Origin of the sequence: Aquibium pacificum, from assembly GCF_040839445.1 — a bacterium.
Classification (GTDB): Bacteria; Pseudomonadota; Alphaproteobacteria; order Rhizobiales; family Rhizobiaceae; genus Aquibium; species Aquibium pacificus.
Genome location: NZ_JBDPGJ010000006.1, coordinates 136,295 through 161,124 on the forward strand (window position 1 = coordinate 136,295; position 24,830 = coordinate 161,124).

Below are 24,830 nucleotides of genomic sequence, written 5' to 3' on the forward strand. Positions count from 1 at the left end.
CGGGTCCTACCGTTCACGGTCGTCGCGATCACGCTCGTGACGCTCTTCAATCTCCAGCTCGATCTGATGCAGTCGCGGCACGTGCTGCTGCGGTGGATCGGACCGGCCTACTTCGACAGGAGTCCTCGAGGCATCGTCAGGTCGTCTATCGGTGTCGCGTGGATTTTCTTGACCTGGCGCCGTCGAATTCTGTCGGTCATTGCCGTGCAGGTCCTGTTCGGGCTTCGGCTGGCTTTCACGGTTCGCTTCGGGTGTCTGTTCGGCCTCGGCCATACCTGGCGCGCCTCCAGCAGGAGCCTTGGTCTCGCTCTCTCCGGCAGCCTGATTGGCGCCACGCTGGTCACGGTCCGCATCGCGGCGCACATCGTTCTGTGCGCGTTCGATCAACTCGATCGCATGCTGCAGCTCCGGGTCAGATTTCGCAATCTCGCGCACATACTGGTTGTCTCCGTCGACAGCCATCTCGGCCGCTCGCTGTACTTCCCGTGCCAGGCCGTCCTGATAGCTGGCGCCGTAGGACCGGGGCAGTTCGCCAGCCTCGATCCGGGACAATCCCTCACGATAGTGCTCGACCTCGACAAGAACCTCGTTCGCGGTCTCGACCGCCTCCCGGCCATATCGCGCGACCGCGGCGTCCCATTGGGCGTTGGTATCGTCGCGCTGCTCATCTCGGGCTCCCCTTTGCGAGTCCTCCCGAGCCAGCTCGGACTGTTGTTCTGTCAACGCGAGATACTCGCGGCGGATATCCACCACTTCCCGAGCCGTGGCGGCAACCTCGTCGAACTCGTCCCGCTCTGCTGCGTCCAGAGTCTGCTCGACAGAGGAAAGAACCGCCTCCACGCGTTTTTCGTAGGCTTCGAATTCCGGACGCGTCATCTCGCGCATCTGTCCATCCTCACCGTTCACGAGTTGATGCAACTCTATCAGATTGGCTGTCTTTTTGACAGTCTCTTGCTTCGATCCATAAAAAACAAGGTCAGTTTGGTTGATGTCGGCAGCACCTTCGAGACGGGCTTTCTGAAGCGCTGCAAAATTGCCTTCCATGGTACCTTGCTCTTCGTTTTTGACGTCCGCCCAGACTTGGGCGGCCGTTGCCGCGTACTGCCTGCTGAGGTCCGAGGCTCCAAGGTTCATCTCATTCGAGCGCTTCGCCTGATATCGAGCGTCTGCGGCCTGGCTCGTGCCCTCGTGCTCGGTGCGGCCGTGATAGCTGACGGGCCGTACCTGGTTGCGCGTGTACGCCGGCGCGCTGGCAAACTCCCGCCGATCGGTCAGCTCCATGTCGATGCCCTGCTCGCGTGCCTTTTCGGCCATCACGGAACGCCATTCCCGAAACACTTGCGGACTGGTGACGATGCGCTCGCCCGTCTCGGATCGCATGGTCACGATGGCATGCGCATGGATATGCGGACGCTTCCCGCCCTCCGCCATTTCCTTGGGGTCGAGCGCCGGATCGTGGACAGCGAACACATAGCGGTGCCCCCCGAACTGCTCGCCCAGGAATTCGCGGACCGCTCCCTCAAACGCGGTCGCGTTCGTGCCGGCGCGCGCCGAGACGATCAGGTGCATGACGTCCCTGCCCTTGCGGCTGTGCAGTTCCTTGCGCCATTCCTTCTGCACGAGATCGCCGGCCTGCGTCGCATCACCGATCAGCCGGCCGGTGTCGTCGCGGACCTCCCCGTCAGATGACGCGACCAGTTCCCGAACCCGTGCGGTGCCCCATTCCACGCCGTTGCCGTAGCCATGAAAGCGGAACCGTGCCTCGACATCCCGGCCGGCCTCTGTGTCGTCGTAGCGCTGCTGAACGATGTCCGCGGCTTTCCGATCCCCAGTCAGCCGCTCTCCGGCCCCGTCGCGCAGGACGACGACGCCACTCACATGGAGCTCTCCGTTCGATCGCTCGCGCGCCGCATAGACGAACCGACGATCGCCAAAACCCGATCGCAGGATCTCGCGCAGCTGATCGTCCTGATCGACGCCGGAAGAGAGCGAAGCCTCCTCTATCGAGACATGGAAGACGCCGAGATCCCGGCTGGCGGCGCGATTGTCGAAAAGATGTCCCCACTCGGCCCGCTGTTCGGAGAGCGCATCCCTGCCGATCACGCGCTCGCCGCGCTCGTTCTCGACGGCGAGCTCTCCTGCCCGCGAGGTGTAGCTCATCATGGCGGCCGCGCGCGCGCCGCCGCCATAGGAGGCGAGCTTGACCACCGCCGGCTGGCTGCCGCGCGCCAGCGCCGAGAAGCGCGTTCGCATCGATCGGCCGGCCGAATCTGCGCTGCCACGCGACCATCCCGGTCGGCTCCCGCCAAGCCGCCGCGCCCGGCCAAGGCCGCCAACCCCCTCCTCCGCCAGCCGCGCCATCCCTCCCCTTCGCGGCTCGTCCCAGTCGGTCTGACCGGTCTGGCCCATCTGCATTTCGTGGAGCAGCGTGGCGCGCCGGCGCTCCCATTCCCGCTCGAAGGCGCCGGGAAAGAACTCCATCAGGCGCCCTCCCCGCGTCGAAGTGCTGCCACCCGCCTGGTCATCTCTGCGAGCTCGGAAGCTACCGTGGTTGCGACGACATGCGCGTCCCTGATGCTCCCCGTGATATCCTCCTCAGCCGGCACCCTGCCGGTGTTCATGGCGCGCGCGATCTGGTTGAGGTTGCCGCTGATTGCCCGCATGCCGTCGGCAAGCAGGCTAAGCACGGCATGATCACCCTGTCCCAAGAACGGACGCACGCCGGCGCCTTCCATGGCAAGTGACCGGACGAAGGCGGAAACGGTCATGCCGGCTGCGCTCGCGGCTGCCTCCAGCGCGTCGAACTCGGCCGGCGAGAAGCGGATATGCGCCAGCCTGTCTCTCCGTCTCGACCCTTCTGAACGGCTACGAGCCATGGGGATTTCTCGGCCTGGATCATGGTTGCGGCCACAGGCCGCGGATCGAGGGCCCGTCCCTCGATCGTCAGGAAAAATGTATCACATTTTTCCGTATCCTGCCAACCTATAAGATAGTGATTTTAGCGACTAATCCAACGTGAGCGCATTTTCCCATATCTATATAATTGTGTTTTTCCATGTTGGTGTGCTTCTATATCGATGTGAATCCACGTCCACACGGAAATGGATTCGTGTGTGAGTAGAAACACATTTTTCTAGGGAGTCAGCCGATGACCGTCGTGATCGCCGCCATCAACGGCAAGGGAGGTGCGGGCAAGACCACCGCGCTGATGAACATCGCCGGCGAATATGCGCTCCGAAGCGGCCGCGTCGCCATGATCGACATGGATGCCCGCAACAATCTGATGAAGTGGTGGACGGACTGCCAGGAGAAGGACGCTCAGCCTGAGAGCATCGAGGTCTATAGCCACAAGACAGCACGAGGGCTTGAACGCTGGATGGAAGAAAACGCCGGTATGTTCGATCACGTGCTGATCGATACGCCAGGCGAAGACACGTCCATCGTTGACCCTGTGATCGCCGCGGCCGATCTCGTCATCTCGCCGATCCAGCCGTCGAAGCGCGAGGTGCTGGGCGCCATCGACAGTTTTGAAAACGTGGTGCGCGTCAACGACGCACTCGGGTGGGAATGCCGGCACGGTGTGCTGCGTACGCGCATCACCGTGACCGTCCGGCACACGGAACTCTACCGGAAGATCAGGCCGATCATCGAGGACAAGGTAGGGACCTATCTGTTTCGCACCGAGGTGTTCGAGCGCAACGTCTACAAGGACATCCACAACGGTATCGGCACGCTGCAGATGCAGGAGGTGACGGAGGCGATCGCCAAGGCGCGGCGGGAGACGCAGGCGCTGGTGCAGGAAGTCGACGCATTGCTCACGGGCGACGTGGCGGCGGGGCGCGCGGCATGAGCGGCAAGGAAACCTTGTCGCTCGATGAATTCGCCACCGCGCCGCGCAGGCAGCGAGTGGCGACATCAGAAGGTCCCTCAAGAGAGGGCGCGGAACAGCCGCGCGAACCTGCCGCGACACCGGATTCGACGAGCAACGAAAGCTTGGAAGAGGGGACGGTACGGACGGGGGCGAGCAAGGCGTTGCGCCAGATAAAGCGGGCACGAATGAAAGGGGCGAGCCATTTCGTCAACGTCAACCTGGATCGTGACACCAAGCGGCGGCTGAAGCTGGCCTCCTTTAATACGGACACCTCAATGCAGGCGATCATGGAAAAGGCCATCCGGCAGTATCTCGACGTGAACGGTTATTGAAGCGACAGCGAGCGCGGCTGGATCGATGGGCGAGTTGAAATCGAGTCCGCTTCCCTGCTAAGAACACAACAGTTTTGGCTCTGTTTTTGGGCAGCTTTGAGTCAATTTGGGGTGTTTCCCGTCTTTTTTGACGGGATGGGGCAGCGGATTCGAGACGAGCCAGGCAGATGGCCATCAAGGACGTACAGACTTACATCGACAGGCACGGGCTTGTCGAAACGACCGACTCCGAGGTCGACAAGCCGATCTGGCGCAAGCCGGGCTTCAACGGTGTTCGCAGCCTTCTGGAGATGGAGGAGGAGCTGAGCCGTTTTCTGCGCGAGCATCGCGACGCGCAAAACCTCAACCGCGAACAGGTCGGTATGATGATCGGCATTCATCAGGAGATCTATGCGCGGCATGAGCGCGCGGGCGCCAAGCTCAGGGTGACGCGGCTGCTGCATCTCGCCGAACTCCTTGACTTCTCGCCAGTCGAGGCGATCTATGCGGCCGCTCCGCAGTTTTTTGGCGACAGCCAGGAGGAGGCGGCGGTCAAGAACAAGCTCGTGAAGCGCATCCTCGACCTGCCGGCCGCTACGGCGCAGAACCTGCTCATGCTTGTCGAGGAATTGTCGCCTGACGATTCGAATGACGCGCCGTCGAAATCGGCGAAGAGGTGACGGGCCGGCTGGGAGCGAGGGGCATGCCGCTTGCTTTGCGTCATGGGTCGGTCGATCCGGCGCTTTCGGGCATCAAGAGCGAAACCTCATGTACCGTGGGGCGTGACGATTGCGAGACATGAAAAGATCGAGGCGGCTCGCACCGCCTCGATCTCAGGCCGTCAGTCGCGACCAGCTCCTTTCATTGCGAAGAACTCGTCCGGCCCCTCGCCGGTGCTTTCCCACCACGCGGCCTCGGCTTCGGCCTCGCTGTAGAAGACATTGTCGACGCTGAACCGCGCACCGCTGATATTCTCGATCTCGGCAATGATCTTGGCGAGACCGCAGAGTTTTTCGGCCGGAACCGGCACCGCGATCGGCACATCACCGTCACGGTGATGCCAATGTCCGGTGCGGAAGTCGAAGTATTCACGGCTGAGATCGTCAACCAGGTAATCGTCGAGAAGCGCGACCGACTCGACCAGCCATGTCTCGTACCAGGCGGTCTGGTAGTGGTGTTGGTCGTAGAACGCATCCTCTTCCTCTGCGGTGCCGCGCGCTGCGGCGAGCACCCGGTCGGCGGCGAGGATCTTGCGCTGCGCATCGATCATTTCGGCGAGCTTCGCAGCAAGCGTATCGTGGACGCTTCGGGCCAGATCCGTGTCGCAGCCGAGACGATTGGCGAGAACGAGGATGCGCAAGCCCGCGAGCTGCGCGACAAGCATGAGATTGTTGTGTGCCATGTCATGGTCTCCTTATCTTGATGACGGAGGCCGGCGACGGGCAAGTCGAGCATCGGGTCAAGGATCGCTTTAGCGACCGCCGGAGGCGGCAAGCGGAGGAACCGATTTTCTGACGGCGCCCTCCTTCAGGGCGACGGCTGAAAATTGGAGGGGCCGCGCAGTCCTTGAGGCGATGGGAGCGGCCAGTAGACTGGGACGTCAGAGAGATAGACCCGCGTCCCGCCAAGGGACGCGACCATATCCGGCGACCAGCCGGCAGGGTGTGCGAGGGCAAGCCCTCGTTGTGCAAGGACCGGTCGATCCGGTTCCTTGGGCATTGCGAAAGGGATCGTTGCCGAAGGCGGAGACCGCCGCAGCGGGCTCCGTGAGCGGCGCGACGCGACGCGAATAGAGCCCGGCCGCCGCAGGCGGTTCGCCCATCCCTTGGCCGCGACCGACCCAGCATTGCGACGCACCGGATGGTCTACGATGATGTCAGTGAAGACCGGTTGACGATTCATCAGCCGTGTGAATCGATAGCGGGCGACCGATTCACAAAAGGCGTTGGACCGAGACCGATGGCTTGGCGACAATCGCCACATGCCAAAGCACGACGTTGTCCATCTTCACCGCATCGACCCTGCCCGCAATATGGCGCGGTTTTATCGTCTGTCGGCCTCACCGGGCCTGTTCGGCGACATCTGCCTCGTGCGCGAATGGGGTCGGATCGGCAGGCGTGGTCGAACCCGCATCGATCTCTACGCGCAGGAGGCCGACGCCGCCGCTGCCCATCTTGTGCTGGAACAGGCGAAGAGACGACGCGGTTATCACGATGCGCCCGGGATCGACTGAAGTTCGTCAGGCGTCCAGACAAGCATGAAAAAGGCCCGCGCCGGATTTCCATCCGGCGCGGGCCTTTTTTCTGGGCGAACGGCTAGTCGGACTGCAGATGCCGCAGCAACGCGGCGAGCGGGCCGACATGGGCCGGCCGGCCGAGATCCTGCGCCTGATCGCTTGCGAGTCGGGCAACAATGTCGTCGGGCAGCGGCATGATGTCGAAGCCTTTGGCCCGTGCCGCCGCCTTCAGGGCGTTGATGGTCTCATATTCGCGGTCGCTTGTGCCGAGCCACAGAGCGAGGTCGTCGCCGCTCTCGTCGGGGAACGCCTGCAGGAAGAAGGTGCGCAGCGGCGGACCGTAGCCATGACGGCATCTGGATCGGAGCTGCCGTCGCTGGTGACGGTGATGGTGTAGCGGCTCATGGAAGCCTCCTGATCGTGTAGAACACAAAGAGAGCCGGCCCCTTGCGGGGCCGGCTCGCTGCGTTCACTGCGGGTTGTTCCAGAGGATCACCTTCTTGTTCTCGTCGCCGCCCGGGGCGGGGGCGAGGTTGCCGAAGATCACGCCGATCTCGGGGGCTTCGAGCTTGACCGAGAGGTACTCCTCGCCCGAACGCTGGGAGATGCGGTGCCAGCCGGCTCCGATCTCGAAGCCCGTGCGCTTGTTGACGATGCGGTAGTCGGGAGCATCCTCGCGGGACTTGTTGGTGTTCGGGATCAGGGTGATCGGGGCGTTGACCCTGAGCGTGGCGAACACGCCTTCCATCGAGCCGTCGGCCTTGGCGGTGAGGTTTGCGATTGTGGTGGCCATGGTACTTCTCCTTCGGTTGCATCGGGACCATTCCCGATGGCGCCGCTGGAGAGGGCCGTCCTGCTGCGGTCACTCGGCACAAATTCTGGAAAATTCTATTTGCCGCAGACAGCGGGCCGCACTTTCAAAGGGCCCCGCTTGCGGGAAGGAAAGTGCCTGGCCCGCAAACAAAAACCGAAATCGAATTTTCCTGAATTTTTGTCGAGCGTACCCCCAACGGGGGTTGACCGCAAAAGCAGGCGGTCCACTACAAAGGCGACATAACCACGGGAATGGTCCGGATGTGAGCGAAGGCGATGCCTCCGGCCACCATCGCAGATCCCCAACGCCCGCCGCGGCGGCCGCGGGTATGCGTTTGCCTCGCCTGCGGATCTGCCTCTCCATCACCGTCCGAACCCGACTGTCCCGCGCGGAGATCCCTGCCCCATCTTCCGTCACGCGCCCAGTTTCGCCGTCGCGGCAGGCTGGTGATGCTTGGTGCCGAGGCCGGCGAGGTGGTCCGCGATCAGGAACGGTAGCCGGGTTTGCGCTGCCTGATCCGAAACCGCCTTGCGCTTGGCGTGACGGACGGGCAGCATGTCCCTGAGGATTGCCGCGGGTCGCGAGAGGCGGTTTCGCATGGGGTCGGCTTCGACAGGAGGCCCGCAGACGATCGTCCTCGCCGGCCCGCGCCGCCCGGTCGCGATCAGTCAAGTTGGCTCGTGGCGATCACCCCTTCAGTGCAAGGCGCTCGTCCGCAGTCATGCGGGCTTCCACGTCGCGACGGACGCCAGGGCCGGCATGGTGGACCATGGCGCGCCAATCTGGGATGTGGTGGACGGTCGCTACCCTGCCGCGCAAGGTGTCGTAGATGACGCAGGGGCTGCCGATCACGGCAAGGCGCAACACGTTGAGGCAGGTGCCCGGCGATGCGCCGTCCCAGACCATCAGGCCGAAATCGGCGCGCCGGGCCATTTCTCGGTCCTTCCCGACGTGAACTGCAAAGCCTTTTGCGCCGTGCGGCGGCGGGATGCAATAGGCGGCCCAGTCACCGAGATTGTTTCGTGGTTGCGGCCCGGCATGAAAGACGCCGACATGCTCGTAGGTGTAGCCGGCGAGCAGGCCCTGCATCTCCGCATCGGCTCCAGGCGCGTCACCGATCAGCACGCCGTGCTCGGCCGAGACGATCGCGCCGATCCGTTCGACAGCGGGGATTGGCAGTTCGAAGATATCACGGGAGCCGCCAAGAAATATCATCGCCATGGTCGCTTTCCTTTCTCTCAAATCAACCGCCCCGCCCCGGCTCTTCTCTCCCTCTTGCGCGAGGGATCGTCACTGAAGGCCGAGACGGCGGAGCCGGCTCGGGGGAGCGGCGGCACGCCGCGAGTAGAGCCCGGCCGGCCGCAGGCCGGCGCGCCAGGACGGATCGAAGGAGAATTGAGCCCCGGGCGCAACTGGCGCACCTACAGCCTGGCCGCCGCGCTGACTTCGGCAGGTCGGAACGGGTGGGAACACACGAAGAACCCGACCGCGGACGGTCGGTTCTTCGACGTGGGAAATGAAGGGGCGCTCACGCGCCACCCTCCGTGAAGCGCCAGACCGGGATGCCGAGGCGGCGGGCCTTGTCGGCCAGGTTCTCGGTGATTCCGGAGCCGGGAAAGACGATCAAGCCGTAGGGCATCACCGAGAGCAGCTGATCGTTGCGACGGAACGGGGCGGCCTTAGCGTGCCGGTTCCAGTCCGGCTTGAAGGCGATCTGCGTGACTTTGCGGTTCTCGGCCCAGCAGGCGGCGATGCGTTCCGCGCCGCGCGGGCTGCCACCGTGCAGCAGGACCATGTCGGGATGTTTGTCGCGGGCCTTGTCTAGCGCGTCCCAGATCCTGTCGTGCTCGTTGCACTCGAGGCCGCCGGCGAAGGCGATCTTGGTGCCGGCCGGTACCAGCACCTCGGTCTCGGCCCGGCGGCGAGCGGCGAGGAAGTCGCGACTATCGATCACTGACGCGGTCATCGCCTGGTGACTGACCTTGGAGCCGGTGCGCGGCCGCCAGGCCGATCCCGTCTGCGCCTCGTAGAGGTCAGCGGCCTCGTCGCGCATGATTTCCAGCACGTTGCGGCGCTCGATATAGGTGATGCCTTCGGCCGTGAGCCGTTCCAGCTCGACGGACTTCACCTCGGAGCCGTCCTGCTCGTTCTGGCTCGAGCGCTGGGCGTCTTCGTTACGGTCCAGGCTGCGGGCGACGCGCTCGGCGGCGCGATGGAAGACGTTGGTGAAGGACCAGAGCAGGTCGTCGAGGTCGGGTTCGAGCCTGGTGTCGCCGAACATGCCGGCGAAGGTCTCGACGATCCCGGCGAGGCCGGCCCGGATCACCTCGTCGTCGGGCAGCGGCCGGGGATCGGGCTCATCCTGATGCGGACGATGGCCGTACATCTGCAGTTCGAGGATGACGCGATCGGTCGGCGAGGAGGCGTGGTAGGGCTCGTAGCCGTGTTCGAAAGGAAGCCCGTAGGTCATGGCGTGTCTCCGTCGGTTGTTGCCGCGCCCATCGCGGCCTGACAGCGAAACCCGGCCGCGCCCCGGGCGCGGCCGCACCGAAGGCCGGAGCGAAGCGGAGGACGGCGCAGCCGTTGCGGCCGCGAACGGGGGGTGGCAGGGATCGCCTCTCAGGCAGGCCGCGGGCGCGGCCTCTCCGATGGGACCGCCGCCATGTCTGCAGGCTTTCGGCGACGCCGCCCCTGCCCGCCTGCCGACCGGAGCCGATCATCCGCACGGCAGGAACAGACGGGCGTCGACCGGGGCGAGCTGATCGCTGAGCCACGCGGCGAGCGAAGCCGCGCCGAGATGGCGCAGATCGTCGTTGAAGTCGCCAAGCTGCGGCCGCAACGCCAGAGCGAGGATTCCGGCCTTGCCCGCGCGCTGGCTGAGACGCTCGATACCATGCCGGCCGGCAGCGTCCGCATCGGCCGCGATGTAGAGGCGACGGCAGCCGGGCGGGAAGGACAGGCCGGCGAGGTGATTGGCCGAAGTGGCGGCGGCCACCGGCAGCGCCGGCATCACCGTCCGGAGCGATGCCATCGTCTCGAAGCCTTCGCCGGCGGCCATGACTGGAATGGGCACACCGGGATCGAGGCCAAGCCAGATCGCGTTGCCAAGCAGGTGACCGAGCGAGCGGCGGGGATCGACGAGTTGGGCCTTTCCGTTGCCTGTCGGGTCCAGCCAGGTGCGTTGCAGCCCCGTGATCCGTCCGTCGACGCCGGTGACCGCAGCGATCAGCGCCGGCAGGGTCTGCGTCTCGCCGGTCACGAGATCCCGGTAGTAACAACCGGGATGGAAGCGCAGGGCGCGCTCGCGCGCGGTCAAGATGATGCCGCGGCCGGCAAGGTAGCGTCCGGCAAGCGTGCCGGCGATCGGCTGCGACATGCCGAACAGGCGACGCGCGGCGTCGGGAGAGCCGCGTGCCGCGGCCGGGTGACGCTGCGCGTCGGTGGTCGGCCACTGTGTTCGCGGCATGGCGAGGAAGCGACGTGCCTCGTCCGCGACCTCGCGGAACTCCGTGAGGCCGCAGCTCGCTTCGATCACGTCGAGCAGATCGCCATGTTCCCCGCTTTGTTCATCGACCCACTTCCCCGCAGGGCCCTTGGCGTTGGCCATGAGCCGCACATGCATCGAGCGGCCTCGCGTGTTGCGGACGTCGCCGACGATCCAGTGGTTGCCGGAGCGATGGCCGTTGGAGAGATATTCGCGGCACACCGCTTCGGCATGGTCGCCGAGACGGCGCGCCAGCTCGGAGGCCGAGCCGGTCATGATCGCCTCCGTTCAAGCCGCTGCAGTGCGGTCGGTGACCCCGACCAGCGTATGGCGCTCGAGAAGCGAGGCCAGCATGGCCGACCCCTGCGCAGAGGTCGGAATGAACAGCCTGAGCTTCCATGAGATGATTTCGGAGATGAGGCCGAGAGCCTTGAGCCGCGGCACCATCGCATCGGTGAAGCCGATCAGTTCGACGCGGTAGTCATTCATGACGCGGCTGCGGCGCAGGACCAGGCCGTCGGCAAGCTGCAAGCCGATCCGTCCTTCGACCAGGCCTGCCCATGCTTCGTCTGGCGCGAGCGTCGGGACATTGTCGATACCGAGATTGCGGAACATGGTCGGGACCACCGTCGGCGCGATGTGACGCCCGATGATGCGTTCGCCGGCATCGGTCTGGATGCGGTAGACCTGACAGTCATGGTCCGGAAGCCGCCGCCAGATCGGCAGAAGCAAACCCGTGACGATGTGAAAGGTGCTGGTGGTGAACTCCGGCACGGAGGCGACTTCCGCCTGCCACAATTCGCAGAACAGTTTCCGATCGGCCGGCTGCCAGTGGGTTTCGGCAAGGGCGTCGAGACCGAAGCGCAGCTCGTCGGTCGGCCGCAGAAGTCGAACACGGTGCTCGACCGTGCCGTCGTCGAGCATGAGGCTCGCTGTCGGAAGCTGAAGTGCTGCCCGACCTGATCGCGTGTTCACGAGCAGGACCGACTGCGGTTCCGCACGGGCGATCCCGAGCGCGTCGACCAGCCCGAGCGGCCTGACGCGATCCTTGCGGGCAACGGTCAGCACATGCGATTGCGCGCCCGAGACCGGATGCGTGTAGACGGTCCGGCGATCGGTGACGACGATGCTCTCCGCCGTGATCGTCTCCAGACCCTTGTCGTAGGTGCCGGCGGCAATAGCGCCTTCGATCTTTGCCGTCATCAGTTGCTCGAACACTTCGAACAGCAGGTTCTGGGTCTCGATGCGCAGCGCGAGCAGCCGGTTCAACCAGGTCGTGATCGGCGGCAACTCGTCGCGCAAGCCGCCTTCGTCGGTGGTCAGCGACAGGCCGGTGACCGCCTCGAAACTCGTGAGCGAGCAGCCGTCAATCTTGCCTTGATGCAGAAGATAGTAGAATTGGCGGAGCGCCGCACGGGCATAGGGACTTTCGAGATTGTCCTCGGACCGAAACAGCCCTGCCCCGCCGGTCTGGCGCTGGCCGCGCGTGATCGCGCCGAGCGTGTCGAGCCGTCTGGCGATCGTCGACAGGAAGCGTTTGCCGGCCTTCACGTTGGCGGCCATCGGCCGGAACAGTGGTGGCTGCGCCTGGTTGGTGCGGTGGGTTCGGCCGAGACCCTGGATGGCGTTGTCGGCGCGCCAGCCGGCTTCCAGCAGGTAGTGCTTACGCAGCCGCTGGTTCCTGGTCCCGAGATCGGCGTGATAAGACCGGCCGGTGCCGCCGGCGTCGGAAAATATCAGCACGCCCTTGTCGTCATCCATGAAGGCTTGCGTCTCGGCGAGATTGGCCGAACCCGGACGGTTCTCGACGGCGAGCCGGTCGCCGTCGCGGCCGATCTTCCTCACGATGCGTCGCGAACGCCCTGTGACCTCGGCGACGATGTCGGTGCCGAAATGATGGAGGATTTGGTCGAGCGCGCTGCCGACCGGCGGCAGAGAGGCTAGCTTTTCGATCATCTCGTCGCGCCGGCGCACGGCTTCGCGGCATTGCACGGGATTGCCGTCAACGTCATGCACGGGACGCGAATAGACGTTCCCTTCCGCGTCCGAATATTCCTCGAACAGCTGGGTCGGGAAGGAGTGCATCAAATACCCGCCGACGTACTCACGCGGCGTCACATCAACGTGGAGATCGGACCATTCCTCAGTCGGGATCTCGGCGAGCCGACGTTCCATCAGCGCCTCGCCGGTCGAGACGATCTGCACGACGGCCGAATGACCGTCAGCACGGTCCTGCTCGATCGCGCCGATCAGCGTCGGCGTCATCATCGACGTGATCAGATGCGAGAAAAAGCGCTGCTTGGTGCTCTCAAATGCCGAGCGCGCCGCCGATTTGGCGTTGCGGTTCAGCGTGCCGGTTTCGCTGGTAATGTTGGCCGCCTCGAGCGCGGCGGTCAAATTGTTGTGGATGACCTGGAAGGCGTCCGCATAGGCATTGTAGATGCGGATCTGTTCCTCGGTCAGCTCGTGCTCGAGCAGGTCGTATTCGACGCCGTCATAGGAGAGCGAACGCGACGTGTAGAGCCCGAGCGATTTGAGATCGCGGGCGAGCACTTCCATCGCGGCAACGCCGCCATCCTCGATCGCCGCGACGAACTCGGCGCGATTGGCGAATGGAAAATCCTCGCTGCCCCAGATGCCGAGGCGCTGGGCATATGCCAGGTTCTCCACCGCGGTCGCGCCGGTCGCCGAAACATAGACGATACGGGCGTCGGGAAGCGCATGCTGCAGTCGCAGTCCGGCCTTGCCCTGTTGCGACGGCGCTACGTCGCCGCGCTCGCCTTTGCCGCCGGCTGCGTTGGCCATGGCATGGGCCTCATCGAAGACGATGACGCCATCAAATGACTTTTTTGTCCCCGGCGAGCCCTCCGCCCTGCCCGCCTGGTTTTCGCCAATCCCTGTCGGACCTGCGATCCTTCCCGCCTCTTGGCTTACCCAGTCGATGATCTGGGCGATGCGGGACTTCTTGCCGTCGCGTTCCTGGGAGCGCAGCGTCGCATAGGTCGTGAACAGGATGCCTTCGGCAAGGCGGATCGGCGTGCCCTGCCGATAGCGCGAGAGTGGCTGGACAAGAAGCCTCTCCTGGCCAAGTGCTGCCCAGTCGCGCTGGGCGTCCTCGAGCAGCTTGTCGGATTTCGAGATCCAGATCGCACGGCGTCGGCCCTGCAGCCAGTTGTCGAGGATGATGCCGGCGACCTGCCTGCCCTTGCCGCAGCCGGTACCGTCGCCCAAAAACCATCCACGGCGGAAACGGACAGCGCTCTCGGCACCCTCTGGCGCGGCCGAGACGACGTCGCAGGTCTCGTCGACTGTCCAGCTGCCGGCGAGATGGCCGGAATGCGCCTCGCCGGCATAGATCACGCTTTCGAGCTGGGCGTCCGACAGCAGGTCTTCATCGACAATCACGTCGGGCAGGAGCGGTCGGTAAGACGGCTTCGGCGGCGCGACCGCGGCCATAGCGGCCGATTGGACCAGCGGCGTCGGATGCGGCTTGGCGCGGGGGATATGGATCGACTGCAGCACATAGGGCTCGTAGATCGTGTCGGTGAGCCTGCCGCCCTCCTCCGGCATCCAGTCGCGCAGCTCATAGGCAAGGGGAACGGCAGGCGTGACGGCTGGCATGGCCGGACCAGTGGGCTTCGCCCGGGCGAGCGGACGGACCGGCCGGGCGATCTTCGCAACGGACGCCGCAGCTGCGGCGGGTGCGGCGCGCCCCGCAGATCGCCTCGCCATCTGCCTGGCGGCATCGCGCAGGACGTCATTCGACAGGGCGCCGATCGAATCCGGAAATCCGCCCGGTGTCCGGGGCGGCAGGTCGGAGATCCACGACAGCAGCGTCTGGACATCATTCGCCTTGCTCGGCGAGGCCGCGAATTTGGACGGATCGGACGCAGGGATCTTGTCGATGATGGTCAGGCGGGTTTCCGCCGTCGTGCCATGGCGGGTATAGACACGGCCGTCGATCGCCGCGGTGAAAACGACCCTGCCCTGCTGCTGCAGCCGCTCGAAGGCGGGCCGCCATTTCGGGTTCTCGGGAGACAGGCCACTGCCGGTGATGGCGACAAGACGGCCGCCCGAGCGCAGGCGTGCTAATGCGGAGGAAAGGTGTCGCCATGCGGCATCGGCGACATGGCCGTCGACAAAGGCTCCCACGGTGAAGGGCGGGTTCATCAGCACGACGGACGGCTCGATGCCGGTATCGAGGTGGTCGTCGATATGGGCTGCGTCGTGCCGGGAGACGGGAATGCGCGGAAACAGCAGGCCGAGCAGATCGGCGCGCGTGGCGGCGAGCTCGTTGAGCACGAGCGAGGCGCGGGCGATCTCGCCATGGACGGCGAGAAGACCGGTGCCGGCCGAGGGCTCGAGGACGAGGTCCGACGCGGCGATCGCCGCCGCGTGGGCCGTGACGAAGGAGAGCGGCAACGGCGTCGACAGCTGCTGCATGGCCTGGCTCTCGCCCGAGCGGCGCGTGTGCGTCGGAACGAGCCATGCGATGCGTTTGATCATCGCCAGCGTCGCCTGCGGCGAGGTCGACCGGGACAGGATCGCCGGTCCAAGGCGGCGGATGAACATGACCTGGGCGGCTTCTAGCGCCTCATAGGCGTCCTTCCAGACCCAGAAGCCCTGAGCGTCGGTGCCGCCGAAGCTGTCCGTCATGGCAACGCGCAGTGCGCCGGTGGTGATGGGTTTGCCCTGTTCGAGGAAGAGTAGAAGCTGGGTGGCCGCCTGCAGGATCGCTTGGGCGGTGTCGATGGTGTCGACAGGGGGAGCGGCCGTCCGGGCGACGGCCGATGTGGTCGTGACGATGTTCATGGAGATGTCCTTTCGCGGAAGAGAGTGTCCGCCCCGCCGACGCGCACTCTCCGCCCCGGCAAGGCCGCACTCCTCCCGGCCCCACCCTCCCTCCGGCGACATGGACGAAGAGCTTGCGAAGGGATCTCGAGCAGGCCTTTACCTCTCGCTGGCCTCTAGCGATCCGGACCGCGGCGGGACGTCCGGTGCAATGTCGCGGGCTTCAAGGATGAGATTGGTCAGAATCCGCTGCAGCTCACCCGCGGTTCGCACATCGTCGACCTGAAGTTGCGCAAGACGCGAAATCAGGGCGGCGGCCTCTGGGAACAGCCGATGGGCGCCGTCGAACTCGATCGCCTCCGCAATCTCGTTGCGCCCCTCCGCATCAACGCGGTCGATGTAGGAAATGAGCCCATCGCGGCGCTCATCGGCTTCGACCGATTCCGGAAAGCCCGTCGCAAGCATCAGCTCGCGTGCGACCTGCGGCGCCATGGCGATCGCATCGGCATCGCTGCCCGCGTCGATTGTCATGCTGTCCCAGCAGCGAAGCCAGAACCGGAGTTTGACGACATATTTGGTCATCGTCCTGCCTCCCGCGTTCTGCACGCAGTCCCGAGTGCGGCGGCCTTTGTTTTAGCGGCTGGATCGTTGGTTTCCGGAACGTCGAGGACGATGGTGTCGCCCTCGATCCTGTAGGGAAGGTCACGAGACAGAAGGAGCCTGGCGTGCGCCTCCTGCCGTCCGGGCCATGTTTCCGTGACGACGGCGCGGTCGCGCGGGAATGCAAAGGCGTTGATTGCCCAGGCGATGACACCCGGAGCTTGGACGAGCGGTCTCCATCCGAGACGATAGATCAGCATGGGAATCTCCTGAGATCAGGTTGGAAACGGAAAGTCCGGCTTCGGACCAGCATCGGGTCCGTGACGAGCCTTGCTAGTCGAGACGCCGGAAGGATTGCCGGTCGAACCCACTACTGTGGCCGACGAGCGGGAAGGTCCTGCACCCGACACCGATGTGCAGGGTTCCCTCCGTGCCGATCCGGGCGCAGAGGTGATGGACCGTTGGCCATGGTCGAAGTAAACGTGACATGGATTCGTTGACCGGATCGATTCTCATCAAGGACCCAGTCTATGAGGCGGCCTGCCCGACCTTTCGTCGTGGAAGTGAAGAAAAAGCGTGGCAATCTGGCAAAACGGCATTCGATCTGGGGCGACCTGGATCTTGCCGCTATTGCCAGCGATCCACTGCGCGATCCTACGGGCGATTCCGAACAGGCCGCGCGGCGACACAAAGTCGATCCCGTGCTCGCGGTTGATCGCGTGGACGCCTTGGAGGCTGGGCCAGAAACGACCTCCAATAGCAAAGCGCGAGATTCTGTCGGTGTTGGACCGCAGATCGACCAGCATCATGCAGCGGTCGAGACAGAGGAACTTGCCGAAGAGCCTTCGCGGCGATTCCGCAAACGCGCCAGGCGTCGCGATGAACCGACGTTGCCACGTGGGCAGCGTTGGAAGCGACGGCTACCAAAGGCCCTGCGCCGCTAGCGCGATGGTCAACTCTGCTCATCGGGATCACGGCGTTCGTCGATGATCGCCCTCGCCTTAGCCACCGCTGCCATCGCCTTCGGCAGCCAGCGTTCGTCGTCCACCTTCGAGACACCCATCGGCTGGGCGACGAAGGCGAGCTGGTCGAGCAGTTCAGGGAAATGATCGGCCTTGCGTTGAATCGCCTCGTCGAAATGCGAGGGCACCGCGATGTATTCACCCTCGTAGGCGGAGCTGTCGCCTTTCCAGATACCCGTGACGTAGGTAGGCCCGCAGCACTCAAAGTCGCGTAGCTCGCCCGACCAATTGTCGTCCTCGATGGCGAGGCGACATGCTTCCTCCGCTGTCGGGGCTTCATACGTGGTATGCCGGTAGTGAGGCATGCGGTAGGTGGTTTCGATGGTGAATTTCGGCATGGTCTTGCTCCTGTCGTGACAAAGCGATGCCAGACGCGAGTGCCGGGCAGGGAAAGGAAGTCGGTGGTGTCGATGGACGGGGTTGCCGCGGATCGAGCGGACCGCGGTTCGTCGATCGACGATCGGTTACGCGGCGGCCTTGATCATGCGCCACCAGGCGATGCGTTCGTCGCGCGTTGCATTCGCCAGTCGGCAAAGCAGGTCGCCAAGGCAGGGCTGCGGTGCGCAAAAGCAAACCAGATCGCAAGCGCGCAGTTCGTCCAGCGCACGCAACAGGTCATGCTGGTCGGCGAGCCATCGCTCGTGCTTGGCGATCACTGTCGCGCGATCGCCGTCGCGGCCGATGATGAAGCGATTGCCCCATTTCGATCCGCGTCCGATATAGCGGGCTCCGGCAGGAATCCCGCTCACGTGCTTGTTGAGCACTCTACACATCGGTCTTGCTCCAGTTAGTTCCGGGAAGCTCGGTCGTTGATCTTCAGGGTCGACTGTGTCGGACGCCTTTCCGCGCCCCGACCCCAAAGGCCTCCTCCCGGCCCCCCTCTGCCTCCCGCGCAGCGGCCTGCGATGCCGCGCGTCCGCAGGCGCGTGCCCGTTCGATATGCAGGTTGTAGAGAGATAGTTTGTCGCGTCGTTCGGCGCCTACCGATGTTTGCTTCGCCTCACCGCAACATAAATTGGCCCGGTTCAAGCGTGACACCGTGGATCTGTTCATAGGCATCCGGCTCCCAGTTCCGAAGCGTGATGTCGGCCTCCCTCCGCTCATACGCAGTAAAGAGCTGCGGGAAGGCATGGGCGACCTTCGCCCAGTCGATATCTTCCTCATAGAACCGGTCGGGACTGCGCCACGCCTCATGCACACGCGCGTTGGATTCCGCGCTGAGCTCGAACCCGCCATGTGATGGCGACGAATGGAAGATGACGCCTTCGCCGTACCGATGCGAGGCATCTGCCATGCCCCATGGAGTGCTGTGGCCTGAACGAATGCTCATGCGCGGGAGCGTTGCCTTTTCGGCGATATGTGCGGCGAATTCGACAGCATAGGCTCGGAATTCTTCCTCGTCGGCGACGCTGGTTCCGCAGATGAAGAAGTCGTCGTGCACCCACTGCTCCGGTGGCCGGTCGATATTGAAAGCGGACCAGACCGAAATCCGACCGTCCCTGGCGGGAAAGGCGATCATGGCATAACCGTCGAGCTGCGCTGCGAGACGGCCTTCCTGTGTCCGATGAAATGTGACGGCAGGATCGTTGGTCATGACGGGCTCCTTGCGTCGGCGGTGGTCTCGTCTGCGGTCTCTACGGCATCGGTCTTCCGTTGCTGTTCTAACCAGACGTCGAATTCGGCCTTCTGGCGGGCGCGCGTCTGCCGCGCCACTTCGCGCAGCTTTCGGGTTGGAACATCGGCGAGCCGTTCAGCAGCAGCCTCGATGGACGCGAGGCTGAGATAGCGCTGGAGATTGGCGGCCAGACGGGCGTTCTTTTTCGAGCGGCGCAGGATCGCGGTCGCAACTTCGTCACCATCATAGTTCTCAAAACAACTATCGAAGGCCCGCGTCGGACGTCGCCCATAGGCAATGACTTGGGCCGCATAGTTGACGCGGCCGCGGAAGTTCTCCGGATCGTTGAGGCGTGACATAGGGGTTCTCCTTGGTTGAAGGACCGCTCGCGCAGGCCCTGGAAATGCGAAAGCCCGGCGATGCCGAGCTTCGACGAGCTGTTCAGGGAAAGTGCGGAACCTGGCGAGATCAGATCCGCTGATCGTTCGAGGACTGGTTGATCATGTCATCGAGCCAGTCGGCGGCAGATCGTGCAGTCTGCTCGATGCCGTCCCGGTCCTCGTTTCTTGCGGGTCGTGCACCCTGAAGAGCGTTGCGGACCGCAGCAGGGACCGCAAGGATCGCGTTCATCACCTCATGCGCGGCATCTTTCGAGACGAAGTCGCCGATCGCGGTGGTGGCGTTCCGATCCACCTCATAGAGCGACCAGAACGCACGGAACTCCCGGCGCGCTTTCTGGGATCTGGCAAGTTCGGCGCCGAACTCGTCCTCGTTACGGTAGGAGGTCACCTGACGATCGCACTCGATGCAGGGCCTTACCTCGTAATATTCGAAGGCCAGCGTGTCGCGCATCGGTGACGAAAGCTGGTCGCGGAACGATGGCGCGGCATCGGCAGGCGGTGTCGCGCTGTCATTGTCCGTCGTGCTAAGATCGGCGCCACAGTCAGCGCAGATGTCGCTGCGGTTCCAGTGGTTCGAGGGGCAGGCCTCCGGCGTGTGCAGGAACCGCTCGCTGTGTCCGGGTTGTTCGCCAATGAGGTAGTCGGCCGTTATGAGACCGCGCTGACGATGATAAGCGACAAGTTCGTCGGCGGAGCTCCAGACGATAATGTTCGAAACGCCGGACTGCTCGCCAAAACTCGACTGGGCGAGGTCCGCGGCAACGAAATGGTGGTCAACCGGATCGGGCTCGGGTGTATAGCTGTCTTCATCGATGATGAAGGCGGCGAAGAACGCTTTTCTGGCCATGGATGTTTCCTTTCCGGAATAGATCGCGCGCAGTCCGCCGAATGACCGGCGATCGGTTTGACCTCGCGGATGGGTGTGGGGAATGCGCCGGCAAACCGGCAGCGGCGGTGGGTTACGACCGATCTACGTCGCAGCGTGGCGCGCAGCCGGCGTCGCCGGGATAGCGGCCATTCTCGTCGCAGACCATGACCTGCAGAACGCTGTAGCGGTCATGGCCAAGATATTCACCGACCTGGATGGTGTAGCGCGAGCGCGCAAGCGGACCGGCCTGGCGGACCTTGACCGGAATCGACCAACCGATATCGACAAGGCCGGTGGCAAGCGGCTTGCCGTCTTCCCGCATCTTGGCGCCGAGCTCGTTGAGCAGTCCTGCGGCGATGTGGGATGGGAAGTCGCCAATCAGAAGAAGCTCGGGCAGACCACGGTCGGTGTTGCCGATCGTATAGGTGAAGCCCGGTCCGGTCCGTCGCCGAACACCTGGAACAGGTGTTGCCCGAAGGACTCGATATTCTGCCTGACTGCGCGTATGCGACCTGGAGTTATCATGAGTTTTTCTTTTCAATTGGGATGATCCCGATATCCCGTCGATCGGGTCACGACGTCCTCATCGGCGTGCCCTCTGTGATCAGGATGGTCCTGGAGCGCCGCGGTTCGACCGATTGGGCACGGTCGACAACGAAGACCTCATCCGCGTTGGCCTCGAACAACATCAGGATGCGGCCGTCGACGGCGACGCACTCATTGATCCAGTGGTGGTCGGTATCGCGGTATTTTGTTGCCCGGTCGGCCGGGACATAGACGATCGTGAAGTGAGACAGGGTCTCGCCGGTGGGTGCGGCATAGAAATACTCTTTCACCTCTATGACGACGCCACCGGTGTTGTAGGTGGTCGCAACCGTGTCGCCGGGCCATACGAGATCGGCAGCGGTTGGCGCTCCTGGCGGCGTGCGTCGGTATTGGCGACGATCCGGCACACCAAGGCCGGCCGTATAGGTCGAGTGGGCTTCATAGGTGTGCTTGGGCGCCTGTGGCGGTTGCTTACGATGGGTCCGCATCGTTTTTCCCTCCTTTCCTGGATCGTGCTCGGATTGCAGGCATTCGGATGTCGATCTCTTCGTCGGACAGATCCTCCAGAAGCTTGAGGATCGTGCCCTGCCCGACGGCGTAAGCAAGAATGGTTCGCTTGCCGTGATGCTCCGGCGGCCAGGCTTCGGGATTGGTCTCGCCGGAGATGCCCTTGAAGTCCGGGTGCGTCGCGTTCCAGATCGCCTCGAGCTTTTCCTCGCGGGTCATGCTGTCGGTCGCGCCCGTTTCGTGTGCGATGATTGCGGCGCGCATCTTGTCCGGGGATTGTCTGTCGGTAAGGTCGCAGAAGCCGTGGAACCAGTGTTCGCGCCCACGGATCCTGATCGCGAAGAACACACTCGTGACGTTGCCGGCCTTGTATTCGGACATGCCGAACATGCCGGTTCTCTGGAAGAGCGGTGGCAGCAGCCCGAGCATGAAGTGATATTGGGTCGCCTCGATCTCGAACCACTCGCCGGCGTACGGCTTGCCGGAAAGGGGATCGAAATCGGGGTTATCTTGGTGGTGGTTGAACAGCTGGAACATCTCTTCGCGCGTGGCGACGCCGTCGAGCACTTTCCTGAAGGGTGGATGCGTGGTCATGAGGCTTCTCCTGAGCGCAGGTCGACGCCGCGCCGCGTGAACCGCGTCGTCGCAACTGCCTGGGGTGTCGTGAAAGCCGACCGAGCTGGCCGGCCGCGGTGGGTCAGGGGATCAGTCGAGCCCGAGCTTGCGAGGCGATGTCGCTTGCAGCATCCAGCGCTCGCCCTTGATGCGCCTGAGGAAGTCGTTGGCGGGCGGAACGCGACCGAGAACTTGCTGTACGTGGTGCTCGGCCACCACGCGCGTCGGCACGGCCTTGCCGCCATCCAAAGCGATCACCGGGCTGAATCGCGCTTCGGCTTCGAAGATGCCGAAGGCATGGTGCCTGAATGCAAGGTGCTCCGGCCCGTCCGACCAGTTCCGGGTCTCCAGGAACCAAGCGTGCAATGCGAAATAGGCGCCCGGGTCACCGCCGAATCGGGCAGCGCTGGCATTGGCTAGTTCGGCGCTGTCCGGTTCCGAGGTCGGCAGCCAGCCCGGTGGATCGAAATCTATAAGCCAGACCGTCGCTTCAGGCGGATACGTGCAGTCTTCTTCAAGGTGCTGCATGCCGAGTTGCTCGGTCGCGACCTTCACGCCATTACTATTGATGACGGAGGGCCCGAAAATCGAAACGGCCTCCGCGACGCCCTCGACATGATGTCGAAGCGCCCTGTGCGTGAACCGGCATTGGACGGCTTTGCTGGCGTCGAACCAGGCATGGATGGAAAAATAGTCGCTCCAGCAGCCGCCGTGGATTTTCGCGGACGAGCGGGCATGGTCGTACGGATGCATCGTACGGTCCTCCTTATGGGAATGGAATGGAAATGGCCGGATCAGGCCGAGCGTGAAAGCAGCGTCACGGCGCGATCGAGGGCGGCAGTGAGGCCGGTCTGTTCGGCCCAGGTATCGAGGTCAGTGGGTGTGCCGCGCGGTAACAGCGGCAGATAGAGCGGGAACACCTCCCGAGCATGTGCGATCGGGAGTGCGCGCGCACTCCAGAGATAGTCGCCCTCCCGCTCCATGCGTTTGCGATGGGCCGCGAGCTGCGTTCCGAAAATCGGATGGGTACCGCTGTTCAGGGCAGCAACAAAGGCACGAAGGACGTCATGCAAGTCGTCGTCCGGCCTCTTGTTGCGATGTGCCTTGAACTGACCGACCCTGAAGGACAGCGGGTCGGCTGTCGTTCCGGATAGGTTGAGTTCGATCGTCGCGGCGTGCGTTCCGTCTCGCTTCAGCGACAGTATCTGCACGGCTCCGGAGCGGCATTGCTGATAGTAGCCACCAACGCAGTGGTCGAGCCTGTTGCCCTCCTCGACCAGCCCTGCCGCCGAAGTGATGGGTTCGATCTCGTAGACGCCCGTCTCACAGTGCCATGGTGGACAGATCGACGGCCAGCCGGGCCGGTCGGCCCTGCGCTCGTGGCGAACCGCCGAGATTGTCGCGACGCGGCGATGCCATGTTTCGACCGCCTCCTCGAAGGCCTTGATGCCGCGTGGGCCGATAATTGCGCTGTTGAGGACGGCAAGGAACGTCTGTCGGTCCTCGCTATTCCTCAACCCAGCCGGGAATTCGAACGATTGAAGGAAGCTGTAAGCAAGATCGCCGCGTTTTGCGATCGCAGCGCGATGGACGGCAAGCGGCCGTAGAATATCCTCGGCGAGCGCGCCGATGGCATCGCGTGAATGCTGGTTGCCGACATAGTCCACCCTGATGATAGTGTTGCGATGAACACCGGCCCAGGGCGATTGGAGCCATGCCTGGGCCTGATCAGGTTCACCCCGGCCCGGCCATTCAGTGAGCGGAACACTATGGGCCTTGAGCTCGACGACGGCGTGTTCCAGATCGACGCCCGCCCGGAGCGCGTTCGAGAAGGTCCGTGCGCCACGAAGGGCTCTCAGTTCAGCCGCCGAGGTTCCGAGCCGACCCATCAGGGTCGGATTGAGCGGTCGGCCCTCATCTATGGCGAGCGTGATCGGCTTTTCGCGCAGGACCGTCGAGAGCGCTGCATAGATCCCAAGGGCCTGCCAGCGACGCATCAAGAGGTTCGGCCGCTCGATCTCGCCCGAGCGATCCACCGCCAGCAGCCACTCCAGCGTCGAGGAAGGCCCCGTCGGGCGTTCGTCCATCTGGGGCAGATCCCGGCGCAAGAGACGATCGAGATGCGTGTCGGCCAGATGGCTGACCTGCGATGACAGTTTCGCGATGGCTTTCGAGATCATGCCGGCCATGTCGCTGAGTTCGGACTCGTTCGCCCCGGCTTTGATCGCTTTGGCCAGCAGTTCGAGATATCCGGATCGTTCGAGCAAGGTACCGGGATCGAAGGGCACAGTGTTGCGGGCATGGCATGCATTCCCGGTGATTGCTGCCCCCATATGTCTGATGAGGCGCAGGACAGCAGGATCGGCATCGGGCTTTGGGCTGATGACGACACGGGCAGCGACGCTGTTGTCCGAACGTTTGGCCGCAATCGCCGTTTTTGCCAAGGCCGACAGGACTGTCAGCGCCGCAATGGCGGGGTGCGTGCCGCATTTGGCAAATGCCGGCACACTGGCGAACAGCTCCTTGGCGGAACGGGCGTGCAGGTCGGCCCAGTTTGAGGCAGAGGAGGCGGTGTTCATCGGGTGTCCTCCTCCGCTTTGGCATCTTCGCCCGTCAGCTTCGGGTGGACGGTGTCGGCCTCGTCGGCATCATCGAGATCTTCGTCGAAGTCGTCTTCGTCCTCGTACTCATCCTCATCGCGGAAAGTCATATTGCATTCGAACCGTTCGTCCTCATCGGCCATTGGCCTGAGGAAGACCTCGCCGTAACCGCCCTCATTGTTGACCCAGTCACCTTCGGGCAGATCGGATGCGAGGCTTTCGAGGTAACGTTCCAGCGTGTAAGCCTCACCATGGGGGTGAAAGCCGATGGGGATGTCCGGAAGACGATTCTCGTCGTGGCCATCGGCATAGCGGACATGTTCGAGCGTGGTGTCGCCGGAATCGCCACCTCCATTGAGTGAGAATTCGATCTCCTCGATGCCGAGAGCGCCAAGAAGCGCCATGATCTGATCTTCCCTATTCTCCAGGGCACCCTGATCGGGTGATGGACTGCCAAAGGCGAAGTGCGGTGACTGCATGTTTGCCTCCTGAAACGAAGGAGCCCGGCGCTAAGGCCGGGCTCGGATGAATGAACATGGTGATGTTGGA

The 24,830-nt window shown here is 63.8% G+C and carries 28 protein-coding genes; 6 read left to right on the forward strand and 22 right to left on the reverse strand.

Annotation, left to right across the window (positions count from 1 at the left end; translation table 11 throughout):
* Positions 1-6: 6 nt before the first annotated feature.
* Together ABGN05_RS24090 and ABGN05_RS24095 are read right to left on the reverse strand one after the other, a co-directional pair.
* On the reverse strand, positions 7-2,481 hold the full coding sequence (locus ABGN05_RS24090; RefSeq protein ID WP_367956584.1) for a relaxase/mobilization nuclease domain-containing protein: 2,475 nt from the start codon (positions 2,479-2,481) through the stop codon (positions 7-9).
* Entirely contained in the window at positions 2,481-2,876 is a 396-nt protein-coding gene (locus tag ABGN05_RS24095) for a plasmid mobilization protein (RefSeq protein ID WP_367956585.1), read from the reverse strand. Before ABGN05_RS24095 ends, ABGN05_RS24090 begins: the two co-directional genes overlap by 1 nt.
* A 272-nt stretch (positions 2,877-3,148) precedes the next feature.
* Here ABGN05_RS24095 and ABGN05_RS24100 point away from each other — a divergent pair, with 272 nt between their 5' ends.
* The 3 genes from ABGN05_RS24100 to ABGN05_RS24110 all read left to right on the forward strand — a co-directional run bounded on the left by ABGN05_RS24100 (position 3,149) and on the right by ABGN05_RS24110 (position 4,862).
* Positions 3,149-3,850 carry a ParA family protein gene (locus ABGN05_RS24100; RefSeq protein ID WP_367956586.1) on the forward strand — a complete coding sequence of 234 codons (702 nt, stop codon included), beginning with the start codon at positions 3,149-3,151 and terminating at the stop codon, positions 3,848-3,850.
* Positions 3,847-4,203, forward strand: coding sequence for a hypothetical protein (locus ABGN05_RS24105; protein ID WP_367956587.1), 357 nt, complete (start codon positions 3,847-3,849; stop codon positions 4,201-4,203). Before ABGN05_RS24100 ends, ABGN05_RS24105 begins: the two co-directional genes overlap by 4 nt.
* A gap of 167 nt (positions 4,204-4,370) precedes the next feature.
* Positions 4,371-4,862 (forward strand): helix-turn-helix domain-containing protein, encoded by a 492-nt coding sequence (locus tag ABGN05_RS24110; RefSeq protein ID WP_367956588.1) that lies wholly within the window; start codon positions 4,371-4,373, stop codon positions 4,860-4,862.
* Positions 4,863-5,023: 161 nt separating this feature from the next.
* On the opposite strand, the gene ABGN05_RS24115 is transcribed toward ABGN05_RS24110, so the two are convergent.
* On the reverse strand, positions 5,024-5,566 hold the full coding sequence (locus ABGN05_RS24115; RefSeq protein WP_367956589.1) for a hypothetical protein: 543 nt from the start codon (positions 5,564-5,566) through the stop codon (positions 5,024-5,026).
* 597 nt (positions 5,567-6,163) lie between these two features.
* Here ABGN05_RS24115 and ABGN05_RS24120 point away from each other — a divergent pair.
* On the forward strand, positions 6,164-6,415 hold the full coding sequence (locus tag ABGN05_RS24120; RefSeq protein WP_367956590.1) for a WGR domain-containing protein: 252 nt from the start codon (positions 6,164-6,166) through the stop codon (positions 6,413-6,415).
* A gap of 97 nt (positions 6,416-6,512) precedes the next feature.
* On the forward strand, positions 6,513-6,815 hold the full coding sequence (locus tag ABGN05_RS24125; protein ID WP_367956591.1) for a hypothetical protein: 303 nt from the start codon (positions 6,513-6,515) through the stop codon (positions 6,813-6,815).
* Positions 6,816-6,887: 72 nt separating this feature from the next.
* Here the strand turns inward: ABGN05_RS24125 and ABGN05_RS24130 are convergent, their stop codons facing one another.
* The 8 genes from ABGN05_RS24130 to ABGN05_RS24165 all read right to left on the reverse strand — a co-directional run bounded on the left by ABGN05_RS24130 (position 6,888) and on the right by ABGN05_RS24165 (position 16,367).
* Complete coding sequence (locus ABGN05_RS24130; protein ID WP_059187678.1) at positions 6,888-7,211, reverse strand: DUF736 domain-containing protein; 324 nt, start codon at positions 7,209-7,211, stop codon at positions 6,888-6,890.
* A 434-nt stretch (positions 7,212-7,645) separates the two neighbouring features.
* Complete coding sequence (locus ABGN05_RS24135) at positions 7,646-7,831, reverse strand: hypothetical protein (protein WP_367956592.1); 186 nt, start codon at positions 7,829-7,831, stop codon at positions 7,646-7,648.
* 88 nt (positions 7,832-7,919) lie between these two features.
* Positions 7,920-8,453, reverse strand: a complete 534-nt coding sequence (locus tag ABGN05_RS24140) for a hypothetical protein (protein ID WP_367956593.1) — start codon at positions 8,451-8,453, stop codon at positions 7,920-7,922.
* Positions 8,454-8,760: 307 nt separating this feature from the next.
* On the reverse strand, positions 8,761-9,702 hold the full coding sequence (locus tag ABGN05_RS24145; RefSeq protein WP_367956594.1) for a DUF2493 domain-containing protein: 942 nt from the start codon (positions 9,700-9,702) through the stop codon (positions 8,761-8,763).
* A 246-nt stretch (positions 9,703-9,948) separates the two neighbouring features.
* Positions 9,949-10,992, reverse strand: a complete 1,044-nt coding sequence (locus ABGN05_RS24150) for a DUF7146 domain-containing protein (protein ID WP_367956595.1) — start codon at positions 10,990-10,992, stop codon at positions 9,949-9,951.
* 12 nt (positions 10,993-11,004) lie between these two features.
* Complete coding sequence (locus ABGN05_RS24155; protein ID WP_367956596.1) at positions 11,005-15,528, reverse strand: strawberry notch-like NTP hydrolase domain-containing protein; 4,524 nt, start codon at positions 15,526-15,528, stop codon at positions 11,005-11,007.
* 138 nt (positions 15,529-15,666) lie between these two features.
* Positions 15,667-16,089 (reverse strand): hypothetical protein, encoded by a 423-nt coding sequence (locus ABGN05_RS24160; RefSeq protein WP_367956597.1) that lies wholly within the window; start codon positions 16,087-16,089, stop codon positions 15,667-15,669.
* A complete protein-coding gene (locus ABGN05_RS24165; protein WP_367956598.1) occupies positions 16,086-16,367 on the reverse strand; it encodes a hypothetical protein in 282 nt (93 codons plus the stop codon). Before ABGN05_RS24165 ends, ABGN05_RS24160 begins: the two co-directional genes overlap by 4 nt.
* Positions 16,368-16,664: 297 nt before the next feature.
* On the opposite strand from ABGN05_RS24165, the gene ABGN05_RS24170 reads away from it, so the two are divergent.
* Positions 16,665-17,051, forward strand: coding sequence for a hypothetical protein (locus ABGN05_RS24170; protein ID WP_367956599.1), 387 nt, complete (start codon positions 16,665-16,667; stop codon positions 17,049-17,051).
* A gap of 8 nt (positions 17,052-17,059) precedes the next feature.
* Here the strand turns inward: ABGN05_RS24170 and ABGN05_RS24175 are convergent, their stop codons facing one another.
* From ABGN05_RS24175 to ABGN05_RS24225, 11 genes are all read right to left on the reverse strand, one after another.
* A complete protein-coding gene (locus ABGN05_RS24175; protein ID WP_367956600.1) occupies positions 17,060-17,467 on the reverse strand; it encodes a hypothetical protein in 408 nt (135 codons plus the stop codon).
* 126 nt (positions 17,468-17,593) lie between these two features.
* Positions 17,594-17,902, reverse strand: a complete 309-nt coding sequence (locus ABGN05_RS24180; protein ID WP_367956601.1) for a DUF4326 domain-containing protein — start codon at positions 17,900-17,902, stop codon at positions 17,594-17,596.
* Positions 17,903-18,129: 227 nt separating this feature from the next.
* Complete coding sequence (locus tag ABGN05_RS24185; RefSeq protein WP_367956602.1) at positions 18,130-18,723, reverse strand: DUF7007 domain-containing protein; 594 nt, start codon at positions 18,721-18,723, stop codon at positions 18,130-18,132.
* Positions 18,720-19,103 (reverse strand): hypothetical protein, encoded by a 384-nt coding sequence (locus ABGN05_RS24190; protein WP_367956603.1) that lies wholly within the window; start codon positions 19,101-19,103, stop codon positions 18,720-18,722. Before ABGN05_RS24190 ends, ABGN05_RS24185 begins: the two co-directional genes overlap by 4 nt.
* 109 nt (positions 19,104-19,212) lie before the next feature.
* Positions 19,213-19,992, reverse strand: coding sequence for a hypothetical protein (locus tag ABGN05_RS24195; protein ID WP_367956604.1), 780 nt, complete (start codon positions 19,990-19,992; stop codon positions 19,213-19,215).
* Positions 19,993-20,104: 112 nt separating this feature from the next.
* The gene (locus ABGN05_RS24200; RefSeq protein WP_367956605.1) at positions 20,105-20,554 is read right to left on the reverse strand and encodes a DUF4262 domain-containing protein; all 450 of its coding nucleotides are present in this window, start codon (positions 20,552-20,554) and stop codon (positions 20,105-20,107) included.
* 31 nt (positions 20,555-20,585) lie between these two features.
* Entirely contained in the window at positions 20,586-21,047 is a 462-nt protein-coding gene (locus ABGN05_RS24205; protein WP_367956606.1) for a hypothetical protein, read from the reverse strand.
* Positions 21,031-21,660 carry a DUF1419 domain-containing protein gene (locus ABGN05_RS24210; RefSeq protein ID WP_367956607.1) on the reverse strand — a complete coding sequence of 210 codons (630 nt, stop codon included), beginning with the start codon at positions 21,658-21,660 and terminating at the stop codon, positions 21,031-21,033. Before ABGN05_RS24210 ends, ABGN05_RS24205 begins: the two co-directional genes overlap by 17 nt.
* A gap of 111 nt (positions 21,661-21,771) precedes the next feature.
* A complete protein-coding gene (locus ABGN05_RS24215) occupies positions 21,772-22,434 on the reverse strand; it encodes a DUF6915 family protein (protein WP_367956608.1) in 663 nt (220 codons plus the stop codon).
* Between the two features lie 41 nt (positions 22,435-22,475).
* Positions 22,476-24,260 carry a PcfJ domain-containing protein gene (locus ABGN05_RS24220; RefSeq protein WP_367956609.1) on the reverse strand — a complete coding sequence of 595 codons (1,785 nt, stop codon included), beginning with the start codon at positions 24,258-24,260 and terminating at the stop codon, positions 22,476-22,478.
* Positions 24,257-24,760 (reverse strand): DUF6878 family protein, encoded by a 504-nt coding sequence (locus ABGN05_RS24225; RefSeq protein WP_367956610.1) that lies wholly within the window; start codon positions 24,758-24,760, stop codon positions 24,257-24,259. The genes ABGN05_RS24220 and ABGN05_RS24225 overlap by 4 nt, the downstream gene beginning before the upstream one ends.
* Positions 24,761-24,830 lie beyond the last annotated feature (70 nt).

Bases quoted from the DNA above. Each gene is read 5' to 3' on its own strand.
- ABGN05_RS24180 (WP_367956601.1), bottom strand. From the start codon at position 17,902: ATGTGTAGAGTGCTCAACAAGCACGTGAGCGGGATTCCTGCCGGAGCC.
- ABGN05_RS24125 (WP_367956591.1), top strand. From the start codon at position 6,513: ATGCCGCAGCAACGCGGCGAGCGGGCCGACATGGGCCGGCCGGCCGAG.
- ABGN05_RS24135 (WP_367956592.1), bottom strand. From the start codon at position 7,831: ATGCGAAACCGCCTCTCGCGACCCGCGGCAATCCTCAGGGACATGCTG.
- ABGN05_RS24190 (WP_367956603.1), bottom strand. From the start codon at position 19,103: ATGTCACGCCTCAACGATCCGGAGAACTTCCGCGGCCGCGTCAACTAT.
- ABGN05_RS24185 (WP_367956602.1), bottom strand. From the start codon at position 18,723: ATGACCAACGATCCTGCCGTCACATTTCATCGGACACAGGAAGGCCGT.
- ABGN05_RS24095 (WP_367956585.1), bottom strand. From the start codon at position 2,876: ATGGCTCGTAGCCGTTCAGAAGGGTCGAGACGGAGAGACAGGCTGGCG.
- ABGN05_RS24210 (WP_367956607.1), bottom strand. From the start codon at position 21,660: ATGACCACGCATCCACCCTTCAGGAAAGTGCTCGACGGCGTCGCCACG.
- ABGN05_RS24090 (WP_367956584.1), bottom strand. From the start codon at position 2,481: ATGGAGTTCTTTCCCGGCGCCTTCGAGCGGGAATGGGAGCGCCGGCGC.
- ABGN05_RS24100 (WP_367956586.1), top strand. From the start codon at position 3,149: ATGACCGTCGTGATCGCCGCCATCAACGGCAAGGGAGGTGCGGGCAAG.
- ABGN05_RS24110 (WP_367956588.1), top strand. From the start codon at position 4,371: ATGGCCATCAAGGACGTACAGACTTACATCGACAGGCACGGGCTTGTC.
- ABGN05_RS24175 (WP_367956600.1), bottom strand. From the start codon at position 17,467: ATGCCGAAATTCACCATCGAAACCACCTACCGCATGCCTCACTACCGG.
- ABGN05_RS24160 (WP_367956597.1), bottom strand. From the start codon at position 16,089: ATGACCAAATATGTCGTCAAACTCCGGTTCTGGCTTCGCTGCTGGGAC.
- ABGN05_RS24105 (WP_367956587.1), top strand. From the start codon at position 3,847: ATGAGCGGCAAGGAAACCTTGTCGCTCGATGAATTCGCCACCGCGCCG.
- ABGN05_RS24155 (WP_367956596.1), bottom strand. From the start codon at position 15,528: ATGAACATCGTCACGACCACATCGGCCGTCGCCCGGACGGCCGCTCCC.
- ABGN05_RS24215 (WP_367956608.1), bottom strand. From the start codon at position 22,434: ATGCATCCGTACGACCATGCCCGCTCGTCCGCGAAAATCCACGGCGGC.
- ABGN05_RS24220 (WP_367956609.1), bottom strand. From the start codon at position 24,260: ATGAACACCGCCTCCTCTGCCTCAAACTGGGCCGACCTGCACGCCCGT.
- ABGN05_RS24225 (WP_367956610.1), bottom strand. From the start codon at position 24,760: ATGCAGTCACCGCACTTCGCCTTTGGCAGTCCATCACCCGATCAGGGT.
- ABGN05_RS24195 (WP_367956604.1), bottom strand. From the start codon at position 19,992: ATGGCCAGAAAAGCGTTCTTCGCCGCCTTCATCATCGATGAAGACAGC.
- ABGN05_RS24150 (WP_367956595.1), bottom strand. From the start codon at position 10,992: ATGACCGGCTCGGCCTCCGAGCTGGCGCGCCGTCTCGGCGACCATGCC.
- ABGN05_RS24115 (WP_367956589.1), bottom strand. From the start codon at position 5,566: ATGCTTGTCGCGCAGCTCGCGGGCTTGCGCATCCTCGTTCTCGCCAAT.
- ABGN05_RS24205 (WP_367956606.1), bottom strand. From the start codon at position 21,047: ATGCGGACCCATCGTAAGCAACCGCCACAGGCGCCCAAGCACACCTAT.
- ABGN05_RS24140 (WP_367956593.1), bottom strand. From the start codon at position 8,453: ATGGCGATGATATTTCTTGGCGGCTCCCGTGATATCTTCGAACTGCCA.
- ABGN05_RS24145 (WP_367956594.1), bottom strand. From the start codon at position 9,702: ATGACCTACGGGCTTCCTTTCGAACACGGCTACGAGCCCTACCACGCC.
- ABGN05_RS24120 (WP_367956590.1), top strand. From the start codon at position 6,164: ATGCCAAAGCACGACGTTGTCCATCTTCACCGCATCGACCCTGCCCGC.
- ABGN05_RS24165 (WP_367956598.1), bottom strand. From the start codon at position 16,367: ATGCTGATCTATCGTCTCGGATGGAGACCGCTCGTCCAAGCTCCGGGT.
- ABGN05_RS24130 (WP_059187678.1), bottom strand. From the start codon at position 7,211: ATGGCCACCACAATCGCAAACCTCACCGCCAAGGCCGACGGCTCGATG.